Origin of the sequence: Conexibacter sp. SYSU D00693, from assembly GCF_017084525.1 — a bacterium.
GTDB lineage: Bacteria > Actinomycetota > Thermoleophilia > Solirubrobacterales > Solirubrobacteraceae > Baekduia.
The window spans coordinates 3,444,938-3,467,172 of sequence record NZ_CP070950.1; the positions used below are offsets into that span (position 1 = coordinate 3,444,938).

General features: G+C 75.3%; 18 protein-coding genes. 6 read left to right on the forward strand and 12 right to left on the reverse strand.

What is annotated here, in order from left to right; translation table 11 throughout:
• Positions 1 to 4: 4 nt before the first annotated feature.
• A complete protein-coding gene (locus JUB12_RS17085) occupies positions 5 to 916 on the reverse strand; it encodes a class I SAM-dependent methyltransferase (RefSeq protein ID WP_205696647.1) in 912 nt (303 codons plus the stop codon).
• Between the two features lie 25 nt (positions 917 to 941).
• Here JUB12_RS17085 and JUB12_RS17090 point away from each other — a divergent pair, with 25 nt between their 5' ends.
• The 4 genes from JUB12_RS17090 to JUB12_RS17105 are packed head-to-tail and all read left to right on the forward strand — an operon-like array spanning position 942 to position 5,281.
• Complete coding sequence (locus JUB12_RS17090) at positions 942 to 1,949, forward strand: glycosyltransferase family 2 protein (protein ID WP_205696648.1); 1,008 nt, start codon at positions 942 to 944, stop codon at positions 1,947 to 1,949.
• Complete coding sequence (locus tag JUB12_RS17095; protein WP_205696649.1) at positions 1,912 to 2,910, forward strand: lysylphosphatidylglycerol synthase transmembrane domain-containing protein; 999 nt, start codon at positions 1,912 to 1,914, stop codon at positions 2,908 to 2,910. The genes JUB12_RS17090 and JUB12_RS17095 overlap by 38 nt, the downstream gene beginning before the upstream one ends.
• A complete protein-coding gene (locus tag JUB12_RS17100) occupies positions 2,907 to 4,307 on the forward strand; it encodes an NAD(P)/FAD-dependent oxidoreductase (protein WP_205696650.1) in 1,401 nt (466 codons plus the stop codon). Before JUB12_RS17095 ends, JUB12_RS17100 begins: the two co-directional genes overlap by 4 nt.
• Positions 4,307 to 5,281 carry an aldo/keto reductase gene (locus JUB12_RS17105; protein ID WP_205696651.1) on the forward strand — a complete coding sequence of 325 codons (975 nt, stop codon included), beginning with the start codon at positions 4,307 to 4,309 and terminating at the stop codon, positions 5,279 to 5,281. The genes JUB12_RS17100 and JUB12_RS17105 overlap by 1 nt, the downstream gene beginning before the upstream one ends.
• Here JUB12_RS17105 and JUB12_RS17110 read toward each other — a convergent pair.
• The 5 genes from JUB12_RS17110 to JUB12_RS17130 form a co-directional block, all read right to left on the reverse strand.
• The gene (locus JUB12_RS17110; protein ID WP_205696652.1) at positions 5,278 to 7,431 is read right to left on the reverse strand and encodes a CocE/NonD family hydrolase; all 2,154 of its coding nucleotides are present in this window, start codon (positions 7,429 to 7,431) and stop codon (positions 5,278 to 5,280) included. The two genes, JUB12_RS17105 and JUB12_RS17110, sit on opposite strands and share 4 nt — an antisense overlap.
• A gap of 90 nt (positions 7,432 to 7,521) precedes the next feature.
• Positions 7,522 to 8,448, reverse strand: a complete 927-nt coding sequence (locus JUB12_RS22280) for a glycosyltransferase family 1 protein (RefSeq protein WP_205696653.1) — start codon at positions 8,446 to 8,448, stop codon at positions 7,522 to 7,524.
• A complete protein-coding gene (locus JUB12_RS17120; protein WP_205696654.1) occupies positions 8,445 to 9,449 on the reverse strand; it encodes a glycosyltransferase family 4 protein in 1,005 nt (334 codons plus the stop codon). Before JUB12_RS17120 ends, JUB12_RS22280 begins: the two co-directional genes overlap by 4 nt.
• Positions 9,446 to 10,330: a hypothetical protein gene (locus tag JUB12_RS17125; RefSeq protein ID WP_205696655.1), complete on the reverse strand. Its 885-nt coding sequence runs from the start codon at positions 10,328 to 10,330 to the stop codon at positions 9,446 to 9,448. The genes JUB12_RS17120 and JUB12_RS17125 overlap by 4 nt, the downstream gene beginning before the upstream one ends.
• Positions 10,331 to 10,367: 37 nt before the next feature.
• Positions 10,368 to 11,639 (reverse strand): glycosyltransferase family 39 protein, encoded by a 1,272-nt coding sequence (locus JUB12_RS17130; protein WP_205696656.1) that lies wholly within the window; start codon positions 11,637 to 11,639, stop codon positions 10,368 to 10,370.
• A gap of 142 nt (positions 11,640 to 11,781) precedes the next feature.
• Between JUB12_RS17130 and JUB12_RS17135 the strand changes: the two genes are divergently transcribed.
• Positions 11,782 to 12,795, forward strand: a complete 1,014-nt coding sequence (locus JUB12_RS17135; protein WP_205696657.1) for a glycosyltransferase — start codon at positions 11,782 to 11,784, stop codon at positions 12,793 to 12,795.
• A gap of 13 nt (positions 12,796 to 12,808) precedes the next feature.
• Positions 12,809 to 13,990, forward strand: coding sequence for a glycosyltransferase (locus JUB12_RS17140; protein WP_205696658.1), 1,182 nt, complete (start codon positions 12,809 to 12,811; stop codon positions 13,988 to 13,990).
• On the opposite strand, the gene JUB12_RS17145 is transcribed toward JUB12_RS17140, so the two are convergent.
• From JUB12_RS17145 to JUB12_RS17170, 6 genes are read right to left on the reverse strand one after another with little or no spacing between them, the layout of a single operon-like run.
• Positions 13,974 to 15,551 (reverse strand): hypothetical protein, encoded by a 1,578-nt coding sequence (locus tag JUB12_RS17145; protein ID WP_205696659.1) that lies wholly within the window; start codon positions 15,549 to 15,551, stop codon positions 13,974 to 13,976. The two genes, JUB12_RS17140 and JUB12_RS17145, sit on opposite strands and share 17 nt — an antisense overlap.
• Positions 15,551 to 17,677, reverse strand: coding sequence for an O-antigen ligase (locus JUB12_RS17150; protein ID WP_205696660.1), 2,127 nt, complete (start codon positions 17,675 to 17,677; stop codon positions 15,551 to 15,553). The genes JUB12_RS17145 and JUB12_RS17150 overlap by 1 nt, the downstream gene beginning before the upstream one ends.
• An 11-nt stretch (positions 17,678 to 17,688) precedes the next feature.
• A complete protein-coding gene (locus tag JUB12_RS17155; protein WP_205696661.1) occupies positions 17,689 to 18,288 on the reverse strand; it encodes a hypothetical protein in 600 nt (199 codons plus the stop codon).
• On the reverse strand, positions 18,288 to 19,349 hold the full coding sequence (locus tag JUB12_RS22285) for a glycosyltransferase family 4 protein (protein WP_205696662.1): 1,062 nt from the start codon (positions 19,347 to 19,349) through the stop codon (positions 18,288 to 18,290). The genes JUB12_RS17155 and JUB12_RS22285 overlap by 1 nt, the downstream gene beginning before the upstream one ends.
• Positions 19,346 to 20,518: a glycosyltransferase gene (locus JUB12_RS17165; protein ID WP_205696663.1), complete on the reverse strand. Its 1,173-nt coding sequence runs from the start codon at positions 20,516 to 20,518 to the stop codon at positions 19,346 to 19,348. Before JUB12_RS17165 ends, JUB12_RS22285 begins: the two co-directional genes overlap by 4 nt.
• Entirely contained in the window at positions 20,515 to 22,170 is a 1,656-nt protein-coding gene (locus JUB12_RS17170; RefSeq protein ID WP_205696664.1) for a glycosyltransferase family 2 protein, read from the reverse strand. Before JUB12_RS17170 ends, JUB12_RS17165 begins: the two co-directional genes overlap by 4 nt.
• Positions 22,171 to 22,235: the final 65 nt, after the last annotated feature.

Consider the following 22,235-nt stretch of genomic DNA (forward strand, 5'->3'; position numbering starts at 1 on the left):
CCGCTCAGCCCGGGCGGCGCGCGACGACGAGCATGCGGTCGCCGAAGTCCGGCGCCCACATGCGGTCGGCGACCTTCGCCGCCTCGGCGCCGCGCACGAGCGCCTTGCCGACGGGCTTGGAGTAGCCCTCGATGCGCGAGAGGTAGTAGCGGACGCTGAACGCCTTGGGCTGGGTGTCCATGTCGAGCACCGTCCAGCCGTTGGTCTCCAGCAGCGTGCGCATCGACGAGCGCGTGAAGTACTGCACGTGGGTCGGCAGGACCGACCACCAGCGCTTGCCCATCCGCCGCGCGAGCCGCGAGCCGGCGTCCGGGAGCATCATCGCCAGCACCCCGCCGGGGCGCAGCAGCTCGCTGAAGCGCTCGAGGGCCTCGGCCGGGCGCGGCAGGTGCTCGATGACGTCGCCCAGGACGATCGCGTCGAAGGACCCTGACGGCAGCGGCGCGGTGAAGAGGTCGTCGGTGACGACGTCGAGGCCGAGCGTCTCGCGGGCGTAGTTCGACGCCGCGTCCGACGGCTCGACGCCCTTGACGTCCCAGCCGCGATCGCGCGCCTCGGCCAGCAGGAAGCCGACCCAGCAGCCGAGGTCGAGCAGGTCGCCGGGACGCTGGTGGCGCTCGAGCTGCGCGAGGACGCGCCGCGCCGTCTCGCGCTGGCCGTCGGCCTCCTCGACGTACGCGTCGCTCCACGCGTCGGCGTAGGCGGACTCGAGCACCTCGTCGGCCGGCATCGGCTCGAGCTGCATGTGCCCGCAGCGCGCGCACTTCACGATGTCCGCGAGCGCCGTGCCGTAGGCGTCCGTGGTCGGGATGAGCCCCTGCTCGCCCATCTCCCCGGCCACCGCCAGGTGGGGTCGCAGGTCGGCTGCACCGCAGCAGGAGCAGGCGGTCGCGGACGTGACTGCGGCGCTCGACATGGGCGCGCCAGCATAATGAGCGCCCGTGGGCCCGGCGGAGGGTGGTGAGCGGGGCGTGCGCGAGCTCCAGCTGCTGAGCGTCGTCACGCCCATGTACTTCGAGGAGGACACCGTCGCGGTGTTCTACGAGCGCATGCTCGCGGCGCTCGGCGACCTCCCCTTCGAGCTCGTCGTCGTCAACGACGGCTCGACGGACCGCACGCCCGAGCTGCTGGACGGCCTGGCCGAGAGCGATCCGCGCGTGAAGGTCATCCACCTGAGCCGGAACTTCGGCCACCAGGCGGCGCTCAGCGCCGGCCTGGACCACGCCGCCGGCGACTGCATCGTGATGATCGACGCCGACCTCCAGGACCCGCCGGAGCTCATCCCGAAGATGGTCGACGCCTGGCGCCACGGCACCGACGTGGTCTACGCCGTGCGCGAGGAGCGCGAGGGCGAGACCCGCGCGAAGCTTATGACCGCGAAGTGGTTCTACGCGCTCTTCGCGAAGCTCGCGAGCGTCGACCTCACGCAGAACTCCGGCGACTTCCGCCTCATGGACCGCCGGGCGCTGGACGCGATGCTCTCGATGCCCGAGCGCAACCGCTTCCTGCGCGGCATGAGCGTCTGGGTCGGCTTCACGCAGACCGCGATCTCCTACCCGCGCGACCCCCGCCACGCCGGCGAGACGAAGTACACGTGGAAGAAGATGATCAAGTTCAGCCTGGACGCGATCACGTCGTTCTCGCACGTGCCGCTCCAGCTGGCGACGATCGTCGGGTTCGTCTGCGCCGCGGTCGCGTTCTGCCTCATCCCGCTGGCCATCCTGGCGCGGATCTTCGAGGTCTTCGACGCCGGCGTCCCCACGCTGCTGACGGTCATCCTGCTGATCGGTGGCATCCAGCTGCTGTGCCTGGGGATCGTGGGCGAGTACATCGGGCGCATCTACGACGAGGTGAAGGGCCGGCCGCTGTACGTGGTCGGGGCCCGGCGCAACGTCGAGGTGCCGGAGCGGCGTGGCCGCAAGCGGGCCGGGGACCTCGTCCGGCGCTGAGGGAGGCGGCGGCGTCGCCGGTCGTCGCGGGCTGCTGCTCGGCCTCGCGGTCTCCGTCGTCGCCGTCGGCGCGGTCGTGTGGTGGGCCTCCCGCCAGCCCGCGCCGCGCTTCCCCACGTCGTTCGAGGACATCGCGCCCGCCGTCCTGGCGCTGGCGCTCTACGCGGTGGCGACCTGCCTGCGAGCCGAGCGCTGGGGCGTGCTCGTGCGCGACCAGGGCGGCGACCCGGAGCGCGCCGACCTCTACGCGCTGACCGCCGTCGGCTTCGCGGGCAACACCGTCCTGCCCGCCCGCGGCGGCGACGCCTTCCGCGTCGTCCTCGGCGCGCCGCGCATGCGGATCGCCCACCGGCCGCTCATCGGCACGCTGCTGGCCGAGCGCCTGCTCGACGTCGCGGTCCTGGCCACGCTCTTCGTGGTCCTCGGCGCGACGATCGCCGGCGGGCGCGGCATGCCCAAGGGCAGCTCGCTGCTCGTCATCGCCGGCGTCGTGCTCGTGCTGCTCGTCCTGGCGGCCGTCGCCCTGCAGGTGCTCGTGCGCCGCGGCCTGTGGGACAAGGTCAAGGCGTTCGTCGGCCCGATGCTCGGCGCGACCACGAACCTCCGCGGGCGCCACGGCGCGATGATGCTCGGCCTGTCGGCCCTCATCTGGGGGCTGGAGGGCGTGATCTGGACGATCGTGGGCGCGGCCGTCGACCTCGGCTTCGGCCCGCTCGACGGCTTCTACGTCCTGGCCCTGGGGTCCATGTTCGCCCTCATCCCGAGCGGTCCCGGCTACGCGGGGACCGTCGATGCTGCCACCATCATCGGCGTGAAGGCCGTCGGTGGGGCGTCCTCCGCCGCCGTCTCCTACTTGATCCTCGTGCGCTTCATCGTCTTCGTCCCGATCACCGTCGTGGGGCTCGCCGTCGGCGCCCTGCGCTACGGCGGCCTGCGCCGCCTGCGGACGGCCGCGGCATGAGGGTCGCGGTCCTCGGCGCCGGCGTGGCCGGCCTCGTCGCGGCCTACCGGCTCACCGAGCAGGGCCACGAGCCCGTCGTCTTCGAGCGCTGGCCGGGCCTGGGCGGCATGGCCGCGACGCTCGACGTCGGCGGCGGCCACCTGCTCGAGCGCTACTACCACCACTGGTTCACGTCGGACCGCCACATCGTCGACCTGTGCGAGGAGCTCGGCGTCGGGCCGATCGAGTGGCGCCCGTCGTCCATGGCGTTCTTCGTCGACGGGAAGTCCCGGGCGTTCACCACGCCGCTGGACCTCCTGCGCTTCACGCCGCTGAGCCTGCGCGACCGCATCCGCATGGGCGTCGCGGTCCTCAAGCTCCAGCGCGCGGGCCGGCCCACCAGCGACTACGAGGGCGAGACCGCCGCCGCGTGGATCCGCCGCGAGATGGGCGAGGGGCCATGGCAGAAGGTCTGGGGACCGCTGCTGCGCGGCAAGTTCGGCTCGCGCGCCGAGGACATCTCGATGGCGTGGCTGCACGGCAAGCTCACGCTGCGGCGCAAGCTCGAGGGCAAGGAGGCGCGCAAGGAGCTGCTCGGCTACCCCGCGCCGTCGTTCGAGCCGATCTGGACCGAGCTCGTCAAGCGCATCGAGGCCGGCGGCGGCCAGGTGCGCATCGACCAGCCCGCGGCGCGCGTCTCGCGCGAGGCCGACGGGACGTTCGTCGTCACGCCCGCCGCCCCGGGGTCGTTCCGCAAGGGCCACGACCCGCGGGACTTCGACCCCGCCGGCGAGGCCGAGCGCTTCGACGCGGTGATCGCCACGGTCCCCAACGACATCTTCCTGAGCCTCGCCGACCCGTCGCTCGGGCTGGCCGACGACTTCCTCGAGAAGCTGCGCACGATCGAGTACCACACCGCGCTCTGCCTGCTGCTCGAGCTCCAGAGCGACAAGGTCCTGTCGCCGTTCTACTGGACCAACGTCGCCGACACCGACGTCCCGTTCGTCGGGCTCATCGAGCACACGAACTTCCTGGAGCCCGAGCGCTACGACGGCCGGCGCTTCCTCTACGTCGCCAACTACCTCGAGCCGGGCGACGAGCTGCTGTCCCTGGACCCGGACCAGCTCGTGGACCGGTACCTGCCGCACCTGCAGAAGGTCAACCCGGCCTTCTCGCGCGACTGGGTCGTGGACCGCTGGATGTTCCGCGAGCCGGCGGCGCAGCCGATCGTCATCGTCGGGTACCACGAGACCATCCCCCCGCTCGACACCGGCATCCCGGGCCTCGTGCTCGCCAACACGACGCAGATCTACCCCGAGGACCGGGGCACGAACTACTCCGTGCGCCTGGGCGAGGACGCCGTCAAGGCGCTGCTCTCCCAGCCGCTTGCCGCGCGCGAGACCGCGCCGAGCGCCTGATGCACCTCCGTCGGCTGGGCCGCACGGGCTTCGAGGTGTCGGAGGTCGGCTTCGGCGCGTGGGGGATCAGCGGCGTCGAGTGGATCGGGGCGCAGGACGACGAGTCGGTCCAGGCGCTCGAGCGCGCGATCGACCGCGGCCTGAACGTCATCGACACGGCGCTGGCCTACGGCCCGCACCACTCCGAACGGCTGGTCGGCCAGGTCGTCCGGCGCTGCGACGAGGACGTCGTCGTCGCGACCAAGGTCCCGCCGAAGAACCAGCTGTGGCCGGCGGCCGCGGGCAGCCGGGTGGAGGACGTCTTCCCGCGCGACCACGTCCGGGCGTGCGCGGAGCGCAGCCTGCGCAACCTCGGGATGGAGGCCGTCGACCTCCTGCAGCTGCACGTCTGGCTCGACGACTGGCTCGACCAGGGCGACTGGCAGGAGGAGGTGGAGGCGTTGCGCGACGAGGGCAAGATCCGGGCGTTCGGCATCTCCATCAACGACCACCAGCCCGAGACGGCCCTGCGGGCGGTCGCGTCGGGGCTCGTCGACACCGTCCAGGTCATCTACAACGTCTTCGACCAGAGCCCGGAGGACGAGCTCTTCCCGCTGTGCGAGGAGCACCGAGTCGGCGTCCTCGCGCGGGTGCCGCTGGACGAGGGCGGCCTCACCGGGCGCATCACGCCCGAGACGGAGTTCGCCGACGACGACTTCCGCAAGGGCTACTTCGCGGGCGACCGGGCCCGGCAGGTCCAGGAGCGCGTCGCGGCGATCGCCGCCGACCTCGGGCGTCCCGTCGAGGACGTCCCGGAGATCGCGCTGCGGTTCTGCCTGAGCCATCCGGCGGTGTCGACGGTCATCCCGGGCATGCGCTCGGTGCGCAACGTCGAGCGCAACTGCGCGATCGCCGACGGCCGCGGCCTGCCGGCGGCCGACGTCCAGAAGCTGCGCGCCCATCGCTGGACGCGCAACTTCTACCTCCCGGCCTAGCCGGAGCGCCGGGTGGTGCAGGTGCGGTAGGTCCGCGCCTGGCGCAGGACCTTGCCCTTGGCGGTCCGGATCGTGATCGCGACCCGGTAGGTGCCCTTCGGCAGGCCCTTGAGGCTCACCGGCGCGACGGTGCGCCGGCCCCGCAGGGTCGTCCGGCGCCTGCCGTTGACGGAGACCGTCGCGCTGCGCACGCGGTCGCCCTTGGGCCGGCGCAGCGTGATCCGCAGGGTGCGGCGGCTCACGCAGCGCTTGGCCGAGGGCAGGCCGGCGGCCTGTGCGGTGCGCGGGCCGCCGGTGCCCGCGGGCAGCGGCTTGGGCGCCTTGTCCGAGGCGGCGTACGGCGTCGTGCCGGAGGGGCCCGAGCCGTCCGGGCCGGTCTGGGCGCCGAGGCGGTCGACGGTCAGGACGCTGGGCGCGCTCGGGTCGGTCTCGATCGTCACCGGGCCGGGGACGGTGTTGCCGCGGTTGGTGAGGTTGCTCGTCGCGAGCACGAGGCGCAGCCGGTGGCCCTTGCCCCAGCGGTGCGCGACGCCCGGCAGCTGGATGGTCACCGGCTTGGTGACGTCCTTGATGCGCGCGGCCGAGAGCTGGCTGCGGGGCAGCAACTGGGTGCCGTCCGGGCCGACGTCGTAGAGCTTGGCGAAGAGGACGAGCTTCGCGGCGTCGTCGCCGGCCTGGGTCGCGGCGTGCACGGGCGCGCTGACGCGGAAGGTGACCTGCGGGATGCCCACGACGTCCAGGTCGTCGGTGAGCGGCGCGCTCGTGAAGGCGACGCTCGTGCCCAGGCCCTCGCGGTCGCCGAGGTCCAGGACGTCGTTGAACGCGCCGCCGCTGTCCACCACGCCGGCCTGGGGCAGCGCGAGCATCGGCGCCGAACCCGCGACGACCTGGCGCTCGTCGGCCAGCAGGCCGCCCGAGCCGCTGAGGAAGAACTGCTGCTCCTGGCCGACCGGGTAGCTGGGCGCGGAGCCCACCGCCGGCGCCGCGTCGCCCTTGTACGGGCGCCAGTCGGCGAGGAAGGAGAAGTCGAGCGTCGGCGGGTCGCCGGCGCCGCGCAGGTACCAGTCGAACCACTCGAGCTGCATCCGCGTCTCGTAGGCGGTCTCGATGCGCTTGGAGTTCGCCTCGCTGGTCCCGAGCCCGCCGCCCGAGTGGCCCGACGAGCGCCACAGGAGCTTCGTCGGCGTGCCCTGCGCGCGCAGCGACCGCCACGTCGCGACGGCCTCCTGGAGGTTGAACAGCGTGTCGCTCTGGCCCTGGGTGAGGAACGTCGGGACCTTGATCCGGTCGACGTAGCTGCCCACCGACGCGTGGCGCAGGAACCCGAGCGTCGCCTGGTCGGCGTAGCCGCGGATCGCCGCGTTCACCAGACCGGGGCAGACCTGGTCGGCGAAGTTCGGGCAGGAGCCGAGGTGCGTCAGGTCCCGGTCGAAGATGAGCTGCTGCAGGCCGCGCGCGATGCCGGTGACCGAGAACAGCGTCGGCCAGTCGAGCTTGGCCACGCCGCCCGTCGCGTAGGTCACGCCCCGCCGCAGGTCCGTGTTGTTCGGGACGAGCGAGTACGACAGGTCGTTCCACGTGATCTGCGGGTTCAGCGCGTCGACGCGGGGGTCGACCGATGCGACCGCGAACTGGTTGCCGCCGCCGTACGAGCCGCCGGTGAAGCCCACCCGCGGGTCGTCGTCGCGGGGCTGGCCGTCGTGGTCCTTGGCGTCCTTGAGGACGTAGTCGACCTTCGTCCCGTCCGCCGCGGCCTTGGACCCGCCGAGGAAGGACACGAGCTGGCTGCCGGCCTTGCCGTCGAAGTCCGGGTCGTCGAGCGTGATCCGGCAGCCGCTGCCGCCGAAGCCCAGGCCCGAGTACGCGAGGAAGACGTAGCCGCGAGAGGCGTACGCCGCCGCGATGCTGTCCAGGTCGAACCGGGAGCCCCCGAACCCGTTCGTGCCCATGATCGCGGGCTGCGGGGTGTCCTTCGTCGCCGACTGCGGCTTGAACAGGTTGGCCACCACGCGGCAGCGGACGTCGTCGTTGGCCCCGACCTGCACCGGGATCGTGAGCGACGTCTTCGTGAACTTCTCCGCGACGGCGGTGGACGGCAGGACGGCGGCGAACGCGCACGCCGCTGCCACGACCCGGGACAGACGGTGCATGTGCCCGCATCATGGCGAACGCGAGCGTTCTGTGAAGCAGTTGTGAACGCCGGGGCGCCCGAGGACCCCGCCGCTGCGCGGAGCGCCGCCCTAGCGACCCTCCGCCACCGCGTCCCGGTAGGCGTCCCACGTCGCCCGCGCCGCGTCCTCCCAGGTCCACGCCGGCGGCTTGGGTGCCGGGCGCCGGGCCACCGCGCCCGCCGCCAGGAGTCCGGCGAGGTCGTCGCGGTCCACGAAGGTCACGCGCTCGCCGAGGACCTCGCGCAGCGCCGGGACCTCGCAGGCGACGACCGGCGTCCCGCAGGCGAGCGCCTCGACCGGCGTCAGGCCGAAGCCCTCGTCGTCCGAGGCCAGGACGAGGGCGCGGGCACCCGTGTAGAGCGCGGCGAGCTCGTCGTCGGTGACGCGGCCCGTGGTGATGACGCCCTCGAGCTCGCGGGACCACTCGCGCGTCGGGCCGGCGAGGACGAGCGGGAGGTCCCGGGGGGCGGCAGCCAGCTCGGCGACGCGCTTGCGCGGGTCGGGGAACTCGAGGCCGCCGACCCACAGCAGGTAGTCGTCCGGGAGCCCGTAGCGCTCGCGCACCGCGGCGACCTCGTCGTCGGGACGCGGGTGCATGGCGGGCGCGGGCGCCTCGCCGACGACGAGCACGCGCGACGCGTCGAGGCCGAGGTGCTCGATGGCGTCGGCGGCGACGGCGCGCGTCGGGACGATCACCCGCTCGGCGCGCTGGACGGCGAGGTAGCGCAGCCGGAAGCGCACGCCGGTGCGCAGGTACTCGCTGCGGCGCTTGAGCGGGACGAGGTCGTGGAGCGTGACCACCTGCGGGCAGCGGGCGCGGACGAGGGCGCCGTCGATCCACGGGGAGTGGAAGACGTCGCAGCGCCGGGGGCGGTGGGCCTCGACGACCTCGTCGCCCTCCTGGGCGGTCTCGCGCAGGGCCTCGAGCAGGCAGCGCACGTAGCGGCCGATGCCGCGCACGTCGGTCCCCGCCCGGCTGTCGAAGCCGACCCTCACGGGGCGATCAGCTCCGCCACGCGCTCGGCGTAGCGGTCGGCGTCGAAGCGGCGGGCGGCCTCGCGGGCGGCGGCGCCGAGCTCGTCGCGGCGGGCGAGCGCCTCGACGGTGCGGCGGGCGAGGGCGTCGACGTCGCCGACCGGGACCAGGAAGCCGTCGACGCCGTCGGTCACGACCTCGGGGAGGCCGTCGACGTCGCTGGCCACGACCGGCACGCCGGCGGCCATCGCCTCGCTGAGCACCGTCCCGAACGGCTCCTCCCGCGACGGGGCGACGAGGACGTCGAGGTGGCCCATGACGCCCGCGGCGTCCGGCACCCAGCCGACGTGCTCGACCTCGTGGCTGCCGGCGACCTGCTGGGCGTAGTCGGGGTCCGACCCGTAGGGATCGGCCCCGACGAGGACGACGCGCGCGTCGGGCCGCGCGGCGCGGATGGCCGGCGCGGCGCGCACGAGGTCCAGCGGGCCCTTGCGCGGCTCGATGCGCCCGACGAAGCCCACGACCGGGCGGCCGTCGCCGGCGCCCTGCCACGGGGCGGGCGCGGGCGCGACGTCGAGCTCGACGGGGCAGTGCACGACGTGGGCGTCGAGGCCGCTGAGCCGGTCGGCCACGGCCTGGGAGTCGGCGAGCACCACGTCAGCCTGGTGCCAGTGGCGCGGCACCCGCGTGACCATGTCGTGCACGTGCAGGACCGTCCGGCGTCCGCGCAGCGCCGGCAGCAGCCGTCCCGCGACCGTCCCGTTGAGGTAGACGACGTCGACGTCCTTGGTCAGCCGCCGCGCCCGCGGCCACGACGCGACGGCCCGCGCGCCGGCGCCCGACGCCAGGCCGCCGCAGTCGAGCGTCTCGGCCGGGAAGCCCGCGTCCGAGAGGGGTCCGGGCTCGGGCGTGGTCAGCGCGACGTCCCAGCCGCGATCGCGCAGGCGGCGGCCCAGGCGCAGGAAGCCGACCTCCGCGCCACCCGGATGGGCGACCTGCATGACGCCGAGCACGCTCGTCACGACGGCGCCACCCGCCGCTCGCGGAAGAACGCGCGGATCTCGTCCTCGGGGTGCGCATCGTCGTTCTTGACCGAGTGCACCACGCCGAAGCCGCGTGCGGCGAGCTCCGGCGGCGCGGCGACGAGGCCGACGTGCTGCAGGCCGAAGACCGCGTGGAGGTCGACGAGGTCGAAGCCCAGCGCGGTGGCGAAGGTGCCGAGCAGGACGTCGTCGCCGAAGAGCGTGCGCAGCCAGCGCTCCGGGCGCTCGAGCGCGCCGGCACCGGCGAGCGCGGCGAGGAACGGCGCGCTGATCGCGCAGCCCGCCGCCATGCAGTGCGCGCCCGGCCGGGGCGCGCCCGCGCGCGCCACCGCGCGGCGGACGACGTCGCGCGCGAGCGGATCGGCGAGGTCGACGTGGCGGCGGCCCAGCGGCGGCCGGCGCCACAGCCAGACGCGGCGCGCGTGCTTGCGCACCACCGGGTCCCACCAGTCGAGGTTGCGCTCCTCGCCGCCGCAGGTCCGGTGGCAGGACCCGAGGACGCCGGCCTGCGGGTGCTCCGCGAACGCCGCCTCGACGCGGTCGGCGACCGGCCCGATCACCAGCGCGTCGGTGTCCAGTCGCAGGACCCAGGCCCCCGGCCGGGCGCGGTGCGCCCACGCCAGCGCGGTGAAGGTCGCGGTGCACGTCCCGCCGAGCGTCCCGATGCCGCGGCCGCGGCGCGGGGACTCGAGGACCGCGGTCGCCGCCGGCAGCGTGCGGCGCGCCTGCGGCTCGTCGTCCACCAGCACGACGTCGGTCGTGCGGGGCTCGTGCGCGCGCAGGGCGTCGAGCAGGTCGGCTGCGCGCTCGACCTCCTGCCTGCCGGGTCCGACCGGGATGGCGGTGACGAAGGCTGGCACGCCGGGCGCCACGGTACCGGTCGGGCGTGGTCGCCCGTCAGCGCTCGAGGCGCCCGAGCCCGCGCGCGCCGAGCACCCCGCCGGCCGCCAGCGCCACGAGCACGGGCTCGAGCGGCGCGCGGTAGCGCGTGCCCGCGTCGGCGGTGTAGACCACCGACGCGGCGAGCGCCGAGGCCGCCAGCGCGAGCACGACGCCGCGCCGCCCGGTCTGCCACAGCCGTCGCAGGCCCAGCGCGGCGGGGAGCAGCAGCAGCCAGTAGAGGCCGAGCCCGATGCCCGTCACCGCGCGGGTGCGACCCTCGAACGCCGCGTCGTCCAGCGACTGCGACGGCGGGTCGACGTCCCAGAGCCGGACGATCCCGTTGTGCCAGAACGCCTTGGCGACGCCGCCCGGGTGGTCCTTGGCCCACTCGCGCGCCCGCGAGCTCAGCTCGGCCCGGAACTCGCCGTCGCTCAGGCGCCGGGGCTCGCCGAGCAGGACGTCCCGGTCGCGCGACACGAACGGCCGCCACTTGTAGGGGTAGTTCGGGTCGTTCGCCGCGTCGTCGTTGAACGTCCCGTAGGCCGCGGCGTCCTGCACGCTCAGGGGCACCCAGTGCGAGTCGTCGACGCTGTGGTTGCGCAGCGTCCAGGGGACGACGCACAGCACCGCGATGGCGCACACCGCGGCCGTCCGGACGATGCCGCCGCGGGCGCCGTCGGTCGCCCACCAGGCGAGCAGCAGCGCCGGGACGACGAACAGCGACGACGGCCGCGTGAGCAGGAGCAGGCCGAGCAGGAGGCCGGCGCCGACGACGACCTTGCGCGTCGGCCGGCACGTCAGCGCGAGCACGAGCATGCCGACGGTCATCGGGATCGCCAGCGACTCCGAGTACATCCGGACCTCGAACTGCCAGACGTTCGGGTGCACGGCGACGACGAGGGCGGTGGCGACGGCCGCGGCCGGGCCGAAGAGCCGGCGGGCGAGGACGAAGGCGAGGACGACGACCAGCGGCGACAGCAGGACCGCCTGGACCGCGAAGAGGCGGTCCGGGTTCGTGCCGAGGACCTCGTAGACCAGGCCCGCGAAGACCTGGTAGACGGGCGTCTTCTGGAAGGACTCGTGCGGGACGCCGTACGGGACCGTCGACCAGAACCACCTGCCCTGCGTCTGCAGGACGGCGCTGGCGTGGTAGGCGGGCTCGTCGCCCACGAGCTGGTGGCCGCGCGTCGACGCGATGTAGATGAGCCGGACGGCCCACCCCAGCACGATCGCGCCCACCAGCGCCCGGCGCTCCACGAGCGACAGCGACGTCAGCCACCCCCTCACGGCGCGGGATCTTCCCAGGGCCGTGCGACAAAGGGGACAGTCCCCTTCGTCGCAGCGCGGGGCACGCGGCGCTGGCGCCGCGGCGGCGTGCGAAGAAAGGGACAGTCCCCTTCTTCTCACGGGGCGCTAGCGTCGCGGCGGCGTGCGGGTGCTGATCGACACCTCCTACGCCGCCCGGGGGCCGAGCGGCACGGGGACCTACCTGCGCGAGCTCGTCGCGGCGCTGCCCGGGGCGGGGGTCGACGTCGTGACCGCGGCCGACGTCGGGCGCCCGCCGCCCGGGGGTGGCGGCTGGCGCAGCGCGGCGAACGTCGCCCGCGACGCGGCGTGGCTGCACCTCGAGCTCGAGCGCCGCGCGCGCAGCACGAAGGCCGACGTGGTCCACCACGCGCTGCCGGCCCACAGCACCCGGATCGCCGCGCCCCAGGTCGTCACCGTCCACGACGTCGCCTTCCTCGCGCGCCCGGACCTCTTCGACCCCCGCTGGGCGCGCCTGGCCGCCACCGCCCACCGCCGCGCGGCGCTCGCCTCCAGCGCCGTCGTGGTGCCCAGCGAGGCGACCCGCCGCGAGCTCCTGCACGCCTGGCCGCTGTCGGCAGGCCGCGTCGTCCTCGCGCCGCACGGCGCCCACGTCGAGCCGGTCCCCGAGGGCCGCGGCGAGCACCTGCTCTACGTCGGTGACGATGAGCCGCGCAAGGACCTCGGCACGCTCCTGCGCGCCCACCGCGCCCTCGGCCCCCGCGCGCCCCGGCTCGTCCTGGCCGGCGCGCCCCGCCGCCGCCACGAGGACCCGAACACCGACTGGGTCGTGCGTCCGAGCCGCGACCGGCTGCGCGACCTCCAGACCCGCGCCCTCGCCCTCGTGCACCCCGCCGTCCACGAGGGCTTCGGCCTGACCGTCCTGGAGGCGATGGCCGCCGGCGTCCCCGTCGTCGCCGCCGCCAGCGACGCGGTCGCCGAGGTCACCGACGGCGCGGCCCTCCTCGTCCCCCCCGGCGACCCGCACGCCCTCACCGACGCCCTGCGCACCGTCCTGGAGGACGCCGACCTGCGCGCGCGCCTGCGGACCCACGGCCTCGAGCGCGCCGCCCAGCTCACCTGGGCCGCGTCAGCCCGCGCCCACGCCGCGGCGTACTCCGGCGCCCGGGCCGCGTAGGGTCTGGCGCCAGATGAGGATCGCCATCCTCGGCACCCGCGGCATCCCCGCCTCCTACTCCGGCTTCGAGACCGCCGCCGAGCAGCTCGCCAGCCGCTTCGCCGACCGCGGCCACGAGGTCATCGTCTACTGCCGGCCGCACGTCGTCGACCCCACGCTGGAGGAGTGGAAGGGCGCGCGCCTGGTCCACCTGCCCACCGTGCGCAACAAGTACCTCGACACGTTCGCCCACACCTTCCTGAGCGCGATGCACGCGTCCCGTCAGGTCAAGCCCGACGTCGCGCTCTTCTTCATCGCCGGCAACAGCCCGCTGTGCCTCGTGACGCGCTGGCACGGCATCCCGACGGTCATCAACGTCGACGGGCTGGACTCCGACCGCTCGAAGTGGCCCGCCTTCGCCAAGCGCTACCTGCGCTTCGCCGAGCGCCAGGCGCCCCGCTGGGCCGACACGGCGATCACGGACTCCCACCGGGTCGCCGAGGTCTTCGAGCAGCGCTACGGCCAGCGCATCGGCGTCGTGCCCTACGGCGTCGAGGACCCCGGCCACCACGGCACCGCGACGCTCGAGCGTCTCGGCCTCGAGCCCGGCCGCTACCTGCTGTTCGTCGGGCGCCTCGAGCCCGAGAACAACCCCCACATCCTCGTCGACGCCTTCGCCCGCATCTCGGCCGAGCGGGCGCGGGGGATGAAGCTCGTCGTGGTCGGCGGCGCGCCCTACGCCGACGAGTACATCCGCTCGGTGCACCGCAAGGGCGACCCGCGCGTCGTCTTCCCGGGCTACGTCTTCGGCGAGGGCTACTGGGAGCTCCAGCACCACGCCTACGCCTTCGTGGCCCCGACCGAGGTCGGCGGCACCCACCCGGTGATCCTCGAGGCGCTGGCCGCCGGCAACTGCGTCGTGGTCAACGACCACGCCCCGAACGTCGAGACGATCGGCGATGCCGGCCTGACCTTCTCCGGCGCCGAGGGCGTCCCGTCGCTCGTGCGGGTCCTCGAGCGGGTCCTCGACGAGCCCGACCTCGTCGCGTCCTACCGCGAGAAGGCCGTGGAGCGCGCCAAGCGCTACTCCTGGGACGCGGTGACCGACGAGTACGAGCGGCTGCTCAGCCGGGTGCACCAGGCCGGCTCACACGGACCGCTGCCGCCCGAGCTCGTCGACCTCGACGCGCCGGGCCCGCTCACGGCCGCACGCTGAACGGCGCGATCCGGCTCTGGCGCAGCCCGCCGTCCGGGTGGCGCCAGCGCAGCCGCACGCTGCCCGAGCGGCGGACCGTGATCCGCGTGTCGACGTAGCCGCGCGTCGTGCCGGTCACCGTCCTGGCGACGCGGAAGCGCTTGGCGCCGCGGGAGCGCACGAGCACCTGGACCTTGGGCCGGCCCTTCGCCGCCCGGGCCAGCCCCCACACCCGCAGCGACCGGCCGCGCAGCTTGGGCGACGGCAGCCAGATCGGCGTCCCGTAGGACGTGAAGGCCGGCTTCGGCTTGCCGTCCTGCGTGCGCAGGCCGGTCTGGAACGTCGTGCCGAAGCCGTCGGCCTCGCGCGGCTCGTCGTCGTCGAGCAGGAACTGCGCGAGTGAGCGCACGCCCTTGTCGCGCCACGTCCGGTACTCGGACTCGTCCAGGAACTTGGCCTGGTTGGCCTGCGAGACGCCGTTGGGGTCGGGCGGACGGGTCTGGTAGCCGTACTCGGTGAGGTACAGCGGGATGCCGCCCTTGCGGCCGAACGCCGCGTTGACCTTGCGCAGCAGCGTCGACAGCGCGCTCAGGTTGGCGATGGTGAAGAAGTCCCGGTCGCCGGGCGAGGCCGAGGGCGAGCGCACGAGCTCGTAGGGGTGGTGGGCGAAGCCCGTGGCACCGAAGAGCCCGGGGTGCTCGCTCATGACCTTCTTGGCGTCGCCGTCGACCGGGCAGCCCAGCAGCTCGGCGGTCGAGCCCTTGAGCGTCTTGAGGTCGTCGCCCAGGCAGTACAGGCGGCGGATGAACGGCCCCGGCGCGATGGCGCGCGACTCGCCCTTGACCCGCACGCCCTTGGGCGCGGTCTCGCCGATGAGGATCGTGTCGTGCTCGTGGCCGGTGGAGCGCAGCGCCGCGACGCCCTCGTCGACGAGCGCGCGGTAGATCCGCGGGCTCGTCTCGATCTGCGCGTCGGCGCTGCGCGGGTCCTTGGCCCACTGCGGCGTCAGCCAGCCCGGCTGGTTGGGCTCGTTCCAGATCGACCAGCTCTCCACGCGCGGCAGCGGCCGGCCGTCGCCGCCGGTGAAGCTCCCGCCGTAGCGCTTGCCCGCCGCCTGCAGGAACTGGCCGTAGGCCTTGGCGTCGGGGTCGAAGGTCTCGTCGAGCTCGGCCCGCTCGGGCGTGCCGGTCGCCCAGTCGGGGGCGGGCCCGGAGACCGTGAGGTTCACCTTGATGCCGCGGGCCTGCGCCTCGCGGATCACGAGGTCGTGGCGGTCCCACACGCCCTGGGGGTACGCCCCCGGGTCGGTCGCGTCGAAGCCGTCGACGTCGACGTCCTGCTCGGGCAACGGGGCGATCGTCCGCCACAGCAGCGACAGGCGCAGCCGGTCGACGCCGAGCGCGGCCATCGTGTCCAGCGTCTCGGAGACCTGCGCGGGCTCGCCGTGGAGCAGCAGGTCGTCGTCCTGGAAGACGGACTCCTGGGTGGAGGACGCGAGCGCGGCCGTCGGGGCGACGGCGGGCACGGTGGCGACAGCGGCCGCCGCGAGCGCGGCGGCGAAGGACAGGCGGAGGTGGTTCATCAGGGAGTGGGGGCGGTTCCGAGGCCCTGGCCGGGCAGGGCGCCGGCGCCGCCGTTGACCTGGCGGGTGGCGTCGAGGTAGAGCGCCGCGGCCTGGTCGGAGCGCGGGTCGAGGTACAGGGCGGGGCCGAGGAGGTCGATGGTACGGCGCGGGTCGCCCTGCTGGCGCAGGGTGAACTGGGCCAGGCGCAGCCACGTCTCCGGGTTGTCGGGCTGCAGCTCCACCGCGTCCTCCAACGCGCGCTGGGCCTGGTCCTTGCGCCCGCCGACGGTCTCGATCACGCCAAGCTCGAACAGCGGCTGGACCGACAGCGGGTTGTGGTCGCGCGCGGTCTGCGCCAGCTCGCGGGCACGTTCGACCCCGGCCTGCGGCGTCTGCGCGGCGTCCAGGGCGTCGAGCGCGTCGTCGCCGGCCTGCACCGAGCGCAGCGGCTGCCAGGTGGCGAAGGCGCACAGCAGCGCCAGGGCGAGGACCGCCGCGGCGGCGACCGAGGCCTGCGGGCGACGCACGCCGGCGGCCAGCCGCCGGCGGACGGCGTGCGGTCGCGTGGGCGGCTCCTCGCCGCGTCCGCGTCCCGTGATCCAGCCGACGCACAGCAGGGCCGGCACGGCGCAGCCGGGGATCGACCACGTCCAGTCGATGAGCGCGTGGACGGCGAAGGTCACGACGACCGACGCCGCGGTGAGCAGCCCGATGCGCTCGGGGGTGAAGGGCTGGCGGCGCCAGTCGCGCCGGCGCAGGGAGGTCGCGCGCGCGATGGCGAACAGCGTCGCGAGGACGAGCGCCAGGTAGCTGAGGATGCCCAGGATCCCGAGGTCGGCCGGCACCTGGACGGCGTGGCCGTGGGCGTGGCGCACGACGAGCTCGTCCTCGCGGAAGCGCCGGCGGGCGGTCGGGTAGCCGCCGGCGCCCGCCCCCGTCAGCTTGTCCTCCTGGAAGACCTTGACCGCCTGGTCCCAGTAGCGGGCGCGGACCGAGCCGACGGCGGTCAGACGGCTGGGATCGTTGGCCGGCGTCGTCGCGTCGGGGTCCGTGAGCGACTTCCAGCCCTCGCTGATCGAGCCGCCCAGGCCGCGGTCGGAGACCGCGAGCGACCCGAGGAAGACCACCGGGACCATCGCCACGACCAGCAGGACGCCCACGCCCGCCGTCCGGCGCGTGTCGGGCCGCGGGGCGCGGCGGGCCAGGAGGAAGCCGAGGCCCAGGCCGGCGCCCATGAGGACCGCGAGCATCGCCAGGACGGCGAGCCCGAGCTCGAGGCCGGCGGTCTGGCGGGTGTCGAGCGGGACGCGGTCGGTGGTCAGCGCGTCCTGGGCGAAGATCCAGGCCGAGACGATGCCGCCGCCCAGCGTCCCGCTGGCGAGCACCGCGGCGCCGCGCAGGCGCAGCGGCACGAGCGCGAACCACACGAGCGAGCCGACCGCGGCGGCCAGCAGCGCACCGCGGCTGTAGGCCAGCAGCATCGTCACCAGGAAGAGGCCGAGCAGCGGGTGGGCGAGGGCGTTGACCGCCGCGTGGCCGTGGCGCCGCGCGCCGAGCCAGAGCGAGAGCGGGACGCCGAACGCCGCCACGAGGCCCACGGCGTTCCAGTAGCCGAAGGGCTCGCGCAGGCGGGCGAACGTCTCGGTCTCCTGCGGGAAGACCTTCGAGCCCACCGCGTAGAGCGAGATGAGCCCGCAGAAGCCCAGCAGCGCGCCGAGCAGCGCCGGCCACCACGCGCCGGCCTCGCGGGCCAGCGCCGCGCCGCCGCCGACCACCGCGAGGTAGGCGAGCGTCTGGTTGGTCTCCAGCCACGCGTCGGAGGGCTCGACGGCCCAGAGGATCGAGACGGCGGTGAGCGCCGCCAGCACGGCGAACGCCGCGAGGACGACCGCCCCGTGCAGCGGGCGCCGGCGGTCGGTGCTCAGCAGCGCGCCGCCGACGAGCAGGCCGCCGGCGAGCTGCAGGCCCATCTCGACCTCGGTGGTCGGGCCGAGCGAGGCGCCGCCGCCGGCGCGCAGGCCGACGGCCGTCAGGACGAGGGCGAGGGCCGCCCCGAAGAGGGTCTCGGCGCCCGGCCGCGGCACGGCGAGCGCGCCCACGCGCAGGCGCGGGCGCAGCGGGGGCTCGGCCGCCGTGGTGGCCACGCGCCGGGAGGCTACGCGGGCGAGGGTCCGCCGCGTCGCCCGGCCACGAAGCGCCGGCCGGCGATGGCGCCACCCGCTCCCGCCGCCAGGGCGAGCAGGACCAGGACGCCGACGAGCGGGGTCGGGACGTCGCCGCCGCTGCTCAGCTCGCCCATGCCGACCTTGCCGGGCTGCACGGTCTTGCCGCCGATCTGGACGGGGTTGGTGCCACCGGTCTGGCGGGCCTGCTCGACGGCCGCCTTCTCCTGGTCGGTCGCGTCCTTCAGCGGGTCGGTCAGCAGGCCGCCGGCGCCCGCGGTCGGGTCGTCGACGGAGCCGCCGCCACCGCCGCCGCCCGCGGCGCCGCCGCCCCCACCGCTCGCGTCGTTGCCACCGCCGCCGCCCGCGCCGCCCAGCCGGGCGTCGCGGATGATGTCGCGGCAGTCGGTGTACTCGTCGATGTCGGTCGGCAGCTCCTTGAGCGCGTCGCGCAGCTCGGCCTGCGAGTAGGTCTTCGAGAGCTTGCCGTCGTCGCCGCAGTCGAGGATCACGTCCTCGGCGCTGGCGAACGCGGCGCCGGGCGCGGCGAGGGCGGCCACGAGGGCCAGGACGGGCAGGAGGGGCTTGCGCATCAGAGAGAGGAGGAGGGGCTCCGGGTCGTGGTCGCGGCCGCCAGCGCCTGGGTGACGCCGGCCGCCCACGCGGCAGGGGTGTAGGGGGCCACGTCACGCTGGGCCGCGGCGCCGAGGCGCTCGCGCAGGGACCGGTCGTCGCGCAGCCGCCGCAGCGCGGCGGCCAGCGCGGGCGCATCGCCGCTGGGGACGACGAGCCCGTTGCGCTCGTGACGCACGAGCCCGCCGGCGGCGGCGCCGACGGCGTCGGTGGCGATGACGGGGAGACCGAGGTGCATGGCTTCGTTGGCGACCAGCCCCCACGGCTCCCGGAAGTCCGGGGTGGCGAGGGCCGGCAGGACTAGAACGTCGGCGGCCGCGGCGGAGTTGCGCACCTGCATCGGGGGCATCGCGCCGGTGGCGCGGACCCCTGGGGGCGTGCTCGGCCGGCTGGTGCCGACGAGGACCAGCTCTGCGGTGGTGCCCAGATCGGCCAGGCGCCACGCGTCGAGGAGGACGTCCACCCCCTTGTAGGCGGCGTCGCGACCCACGTGGATCGCGCGGAAGACGCCGTCGTCCGCACGCGGACCGTCGCGGCGCCAGAACGCAGCGTCCACGGCCTGCGGCGCCTCGAACACGCGGCGTGCGCCCTGGCGCCTGACGAAGTCCGTGACGTGCGGGCCGTAGGTCACGACCGCGTCGGCGTGGCGGTAGAGGTGCTCGAGCAGCGGCGTGCCGGCGAGGCGGAAGGCCGGGGTCCGCGGGTGGTCCCAGAGGGCGGTCCAGAGGACGAAGGGCGTCCTCGACGCGCGGGCGCCGAGGTAGGCGGCGGGCAGGGCGGTGCGGCCCGCGGTCCCGGCGATGACCGCCGCGTAGCGCCCCGAGGCCGCGAGGCGGGCGACGGCGCGCTGGGACGTGTGGCGGTGGGGGACGCCCGGGTCGTCGACGGCGGCCGTCGCGTGGTGCGAGCGCCCGCCGAACAGCGCGAGCTCGAGGCCGACGCGCGCGTGCAGCTCCCGGAAGGGCGCGACGCGGTCGGGCGCGACGAGGTTCGTCGCCAGCAGGACGGGCTTGGCGCTCACGGGCGGCCCGCCAGCACGTCCTCGTAGGCGCGCACCGTCGCGGCCCCGCAGGCGTCCCACGTGAACGACCGCTCGACGGTCGCGCGGGCCGAGGCGCCCAGCCGCGCGCGCAGCCCGCGGTCGCTGAGCAGGCGGTCCAGCTCGCCGGCCAGGCGCTCGGGGTCGCCGGGCGGGGCCAGGACGATCCCGTCGCCGGCGTGGGCGATCTCGGCGGGGCCGGGCTCCCCGAGGGCGCCGAGCGCCGGGACGCCGGCGGCCATCGCCTCGACGTAGGCGACGCCGAAGGCCTCGTCGACGCTCGGCATGGCGAAGACCGTCGCGTCGCGGGTCCGTTCGAGCGCAGCGCGGTGGTCGAGCTGGCCGGTGAACTCGACGCGCTCGGCCAGGCCGAGGTCGCGCGCGAGGCGCTCGAGGTTCGAGCGTTCGGGACCGTCGCCGACGACGAGGTAGCGCACCCGCGGGTGGCGCTCGCGCAGGACCCAGAGCGCGCGCAGGACGTCGGCGTGGCGCTTGCGGGCGATGAGGTGGCTGACGGTCGCGATCGTCGGCGGGTCGCTGGCGGGACGCGTGCGGGCCGGCACGTCGGTGCCGAGGTGGACGACGCGCGCGCGGCGGGCGCCGTGGGCGCGGACGAGGCGCTCGGTGCCCTCGGAGTTCGCCAGCACGAGGTCGGCCCGCCGGTAGGCGTCCTCGACGACGGCCGTCCACTCCGGGTGCTGGCGGGCGGTGAAGAGGACGTCGCCGCCGTGGACCGAGACGACGAGCGGCGCGCGGATGCGCGCCTTGAGGACGGCGTCGGCGGTCGGCACCGCGTTGTGCGCGTGGACGAGGTCGAAGGCGAAGCGCCGGCGCAGCGCGTGGAGGGTGAGGGCGAGCTGCGGCGCGGCGTAGGTCCCCCAGCGCCCGTAGTGCGTCGAGCGGTTGGGCGAGAGGTAGCGGACCGTGGTGATCGGCAGGCCGTCGAGCCGGCGGCGGCGCGGCTCGCCGAGCGCGGTGCGCCAGGCGGCACGGTCCTTGAGGCGCGCGCTCGGCGGGATCGGTCGGTGCAGGACCACGACGTGGACCTCGGCGCCCGCGTCGCGGGCGGCGACGGCCTGACGGTGGGCCCAGACGCCGAGGACCGGGTCGGCCACCCGGGGGTAGAACTCGGCGACGACGCAGACCTTCACGGCGCGCGGTGGCGCGCGACGGTGGTGACCTCGTCACGCGTGACGTAGGGACGGTCGCGCAGGAAGCTGCGCGCCTCGGCGGCCGCCGCCTCGCGCGGGTAGTCGGCGGCGGTGGGCCGCAGGGTGTGGGCGACGGGCACGGCGTCGACGATCCCCAGACGCCAGCCGTGCTCGCGCGCCAGCGCCGCCCAGTGGCTGTCGAGGCCCCAGCCCATGCGCAGGCCGGCGGGGAAGGGCAGAAGCGCGGAGAAGGTGTCGCGGTGGAAGAGCGTGACGGGGCCGATCTCCACGAACGTCGTCTCGCGCCAGTCGGCCCGCGGGTCGCGGCGGGTGACCGGCCACGCGGCGTGGGAGTGCGCGCGGTGGGCGGGCTGGGCGAGCCGGAGGTCGCCCTCGTCGGCCACGTGCAGGAGGACGTCGAGCGCGCCGGCGGGCAGCGCGACGTCGTCGTCGAGCACGAGCAGCCAGTCGAAGGCGCCGGGCGGCTCGCCCTCGTCGAGCAGCGCGTTGAGGTTCTCGAACTTGCCGCGGGTCCCGGGGGTCGTCGTGCGCAGCTCGACGTCGTGGTGGGAGGCCTCGAGCTCGGCGCGGGCGGCGTCCAGGAGGTTCGGGGCGTCGGGGCGCACGACGCTCAGGGCGAGGACGCGCCGGCGGGGGTCGGTGGCGGCGGCGGCGCGCAGACGTGCGCGGCGGCGGGCGGTCCGCAGGTCGTCGAGGCGGTCCTTGGCGGCCAGCAGCGCGCCGCGCCGGCCGCCGACGGTGCCCGACTGGCCGCTGAGGAAGTCGTCGACGCCGGTAGTCGGCGGTGGCGGTGTGGGCCGCAGCGCCTGCTCGAGGCGCCCGAGGCTGTGGGCGGTGAGGACCGGCCCGTTCATGCACGCCAGGCGCGGCCCGTGCACCGCGCAGCCCACGAGCACGCGCAGTTCGTGGGCCAGCGACGGCGTCGTCCCCTTGGCGACGTCCTCCCGGCGGGCGGCGCGGCCGCGGGCGCGGGCGGCGCGGCACAGGCTGCGCAGGCGGGCGTCGTCGCCGGCGCGGCGGTGCTCGAGCGCCGCCTCGGCGACGTAGCGCACGCGCCCGCCGGCGGCGTGCAGGCGCTCCTGCCACTCCTGCTCGTCGCCGTAGAGGGGCAGCGTCGCGTCGAACGGACCGATCCGGTCGACCCAGGCGCGGCGGACGGTCAGGTTGGCGCCCCAGGCCCGGGGGACGTCGGTGTCGCGCGGCCCGGCGTCGAGGTGGGTGACCGGCGGCCCCTCGCGCCCGCACGTGCGGAAGAGGTGGTCCTCGAAGCGCGCGAGGATCGGCCCGGTGAGCACGCCGACGTCCTCGGGCTCGCGCGCGTGGGCGTCCAGGAGGGCCGCGAGCCAGCCGTCGCGGACGCGGACGTCGTCGTCGACGAAGCACAGCAGGGGCGCGTCGGTCCGCTCGATCGCGGTGTTGCGCGCAGCGTTGAGGCCGCGCGTGGTGTCGTGGGCGAGCAGGCGCGCGCCGTGGCGGCGGGCCGTGTCGCGCGTCGCGGCCGACGGCCCGTCGTCGACGACCACGAGCTCGGCGCCGTGCCGCGCGGCCTGCGGGGCGAGGCTGGCGAGCGCGACGTCCAGGTACCCCGCCCTGTCCCGGGTGGGGACGATGATCGCCGCGGTCAAGGGCATGAGCCGCCCGCAAGGCTAGTGTCGGCACCGGTCCCCGCCGCTTCCGCGCAAGTGCGAGGCCCTTC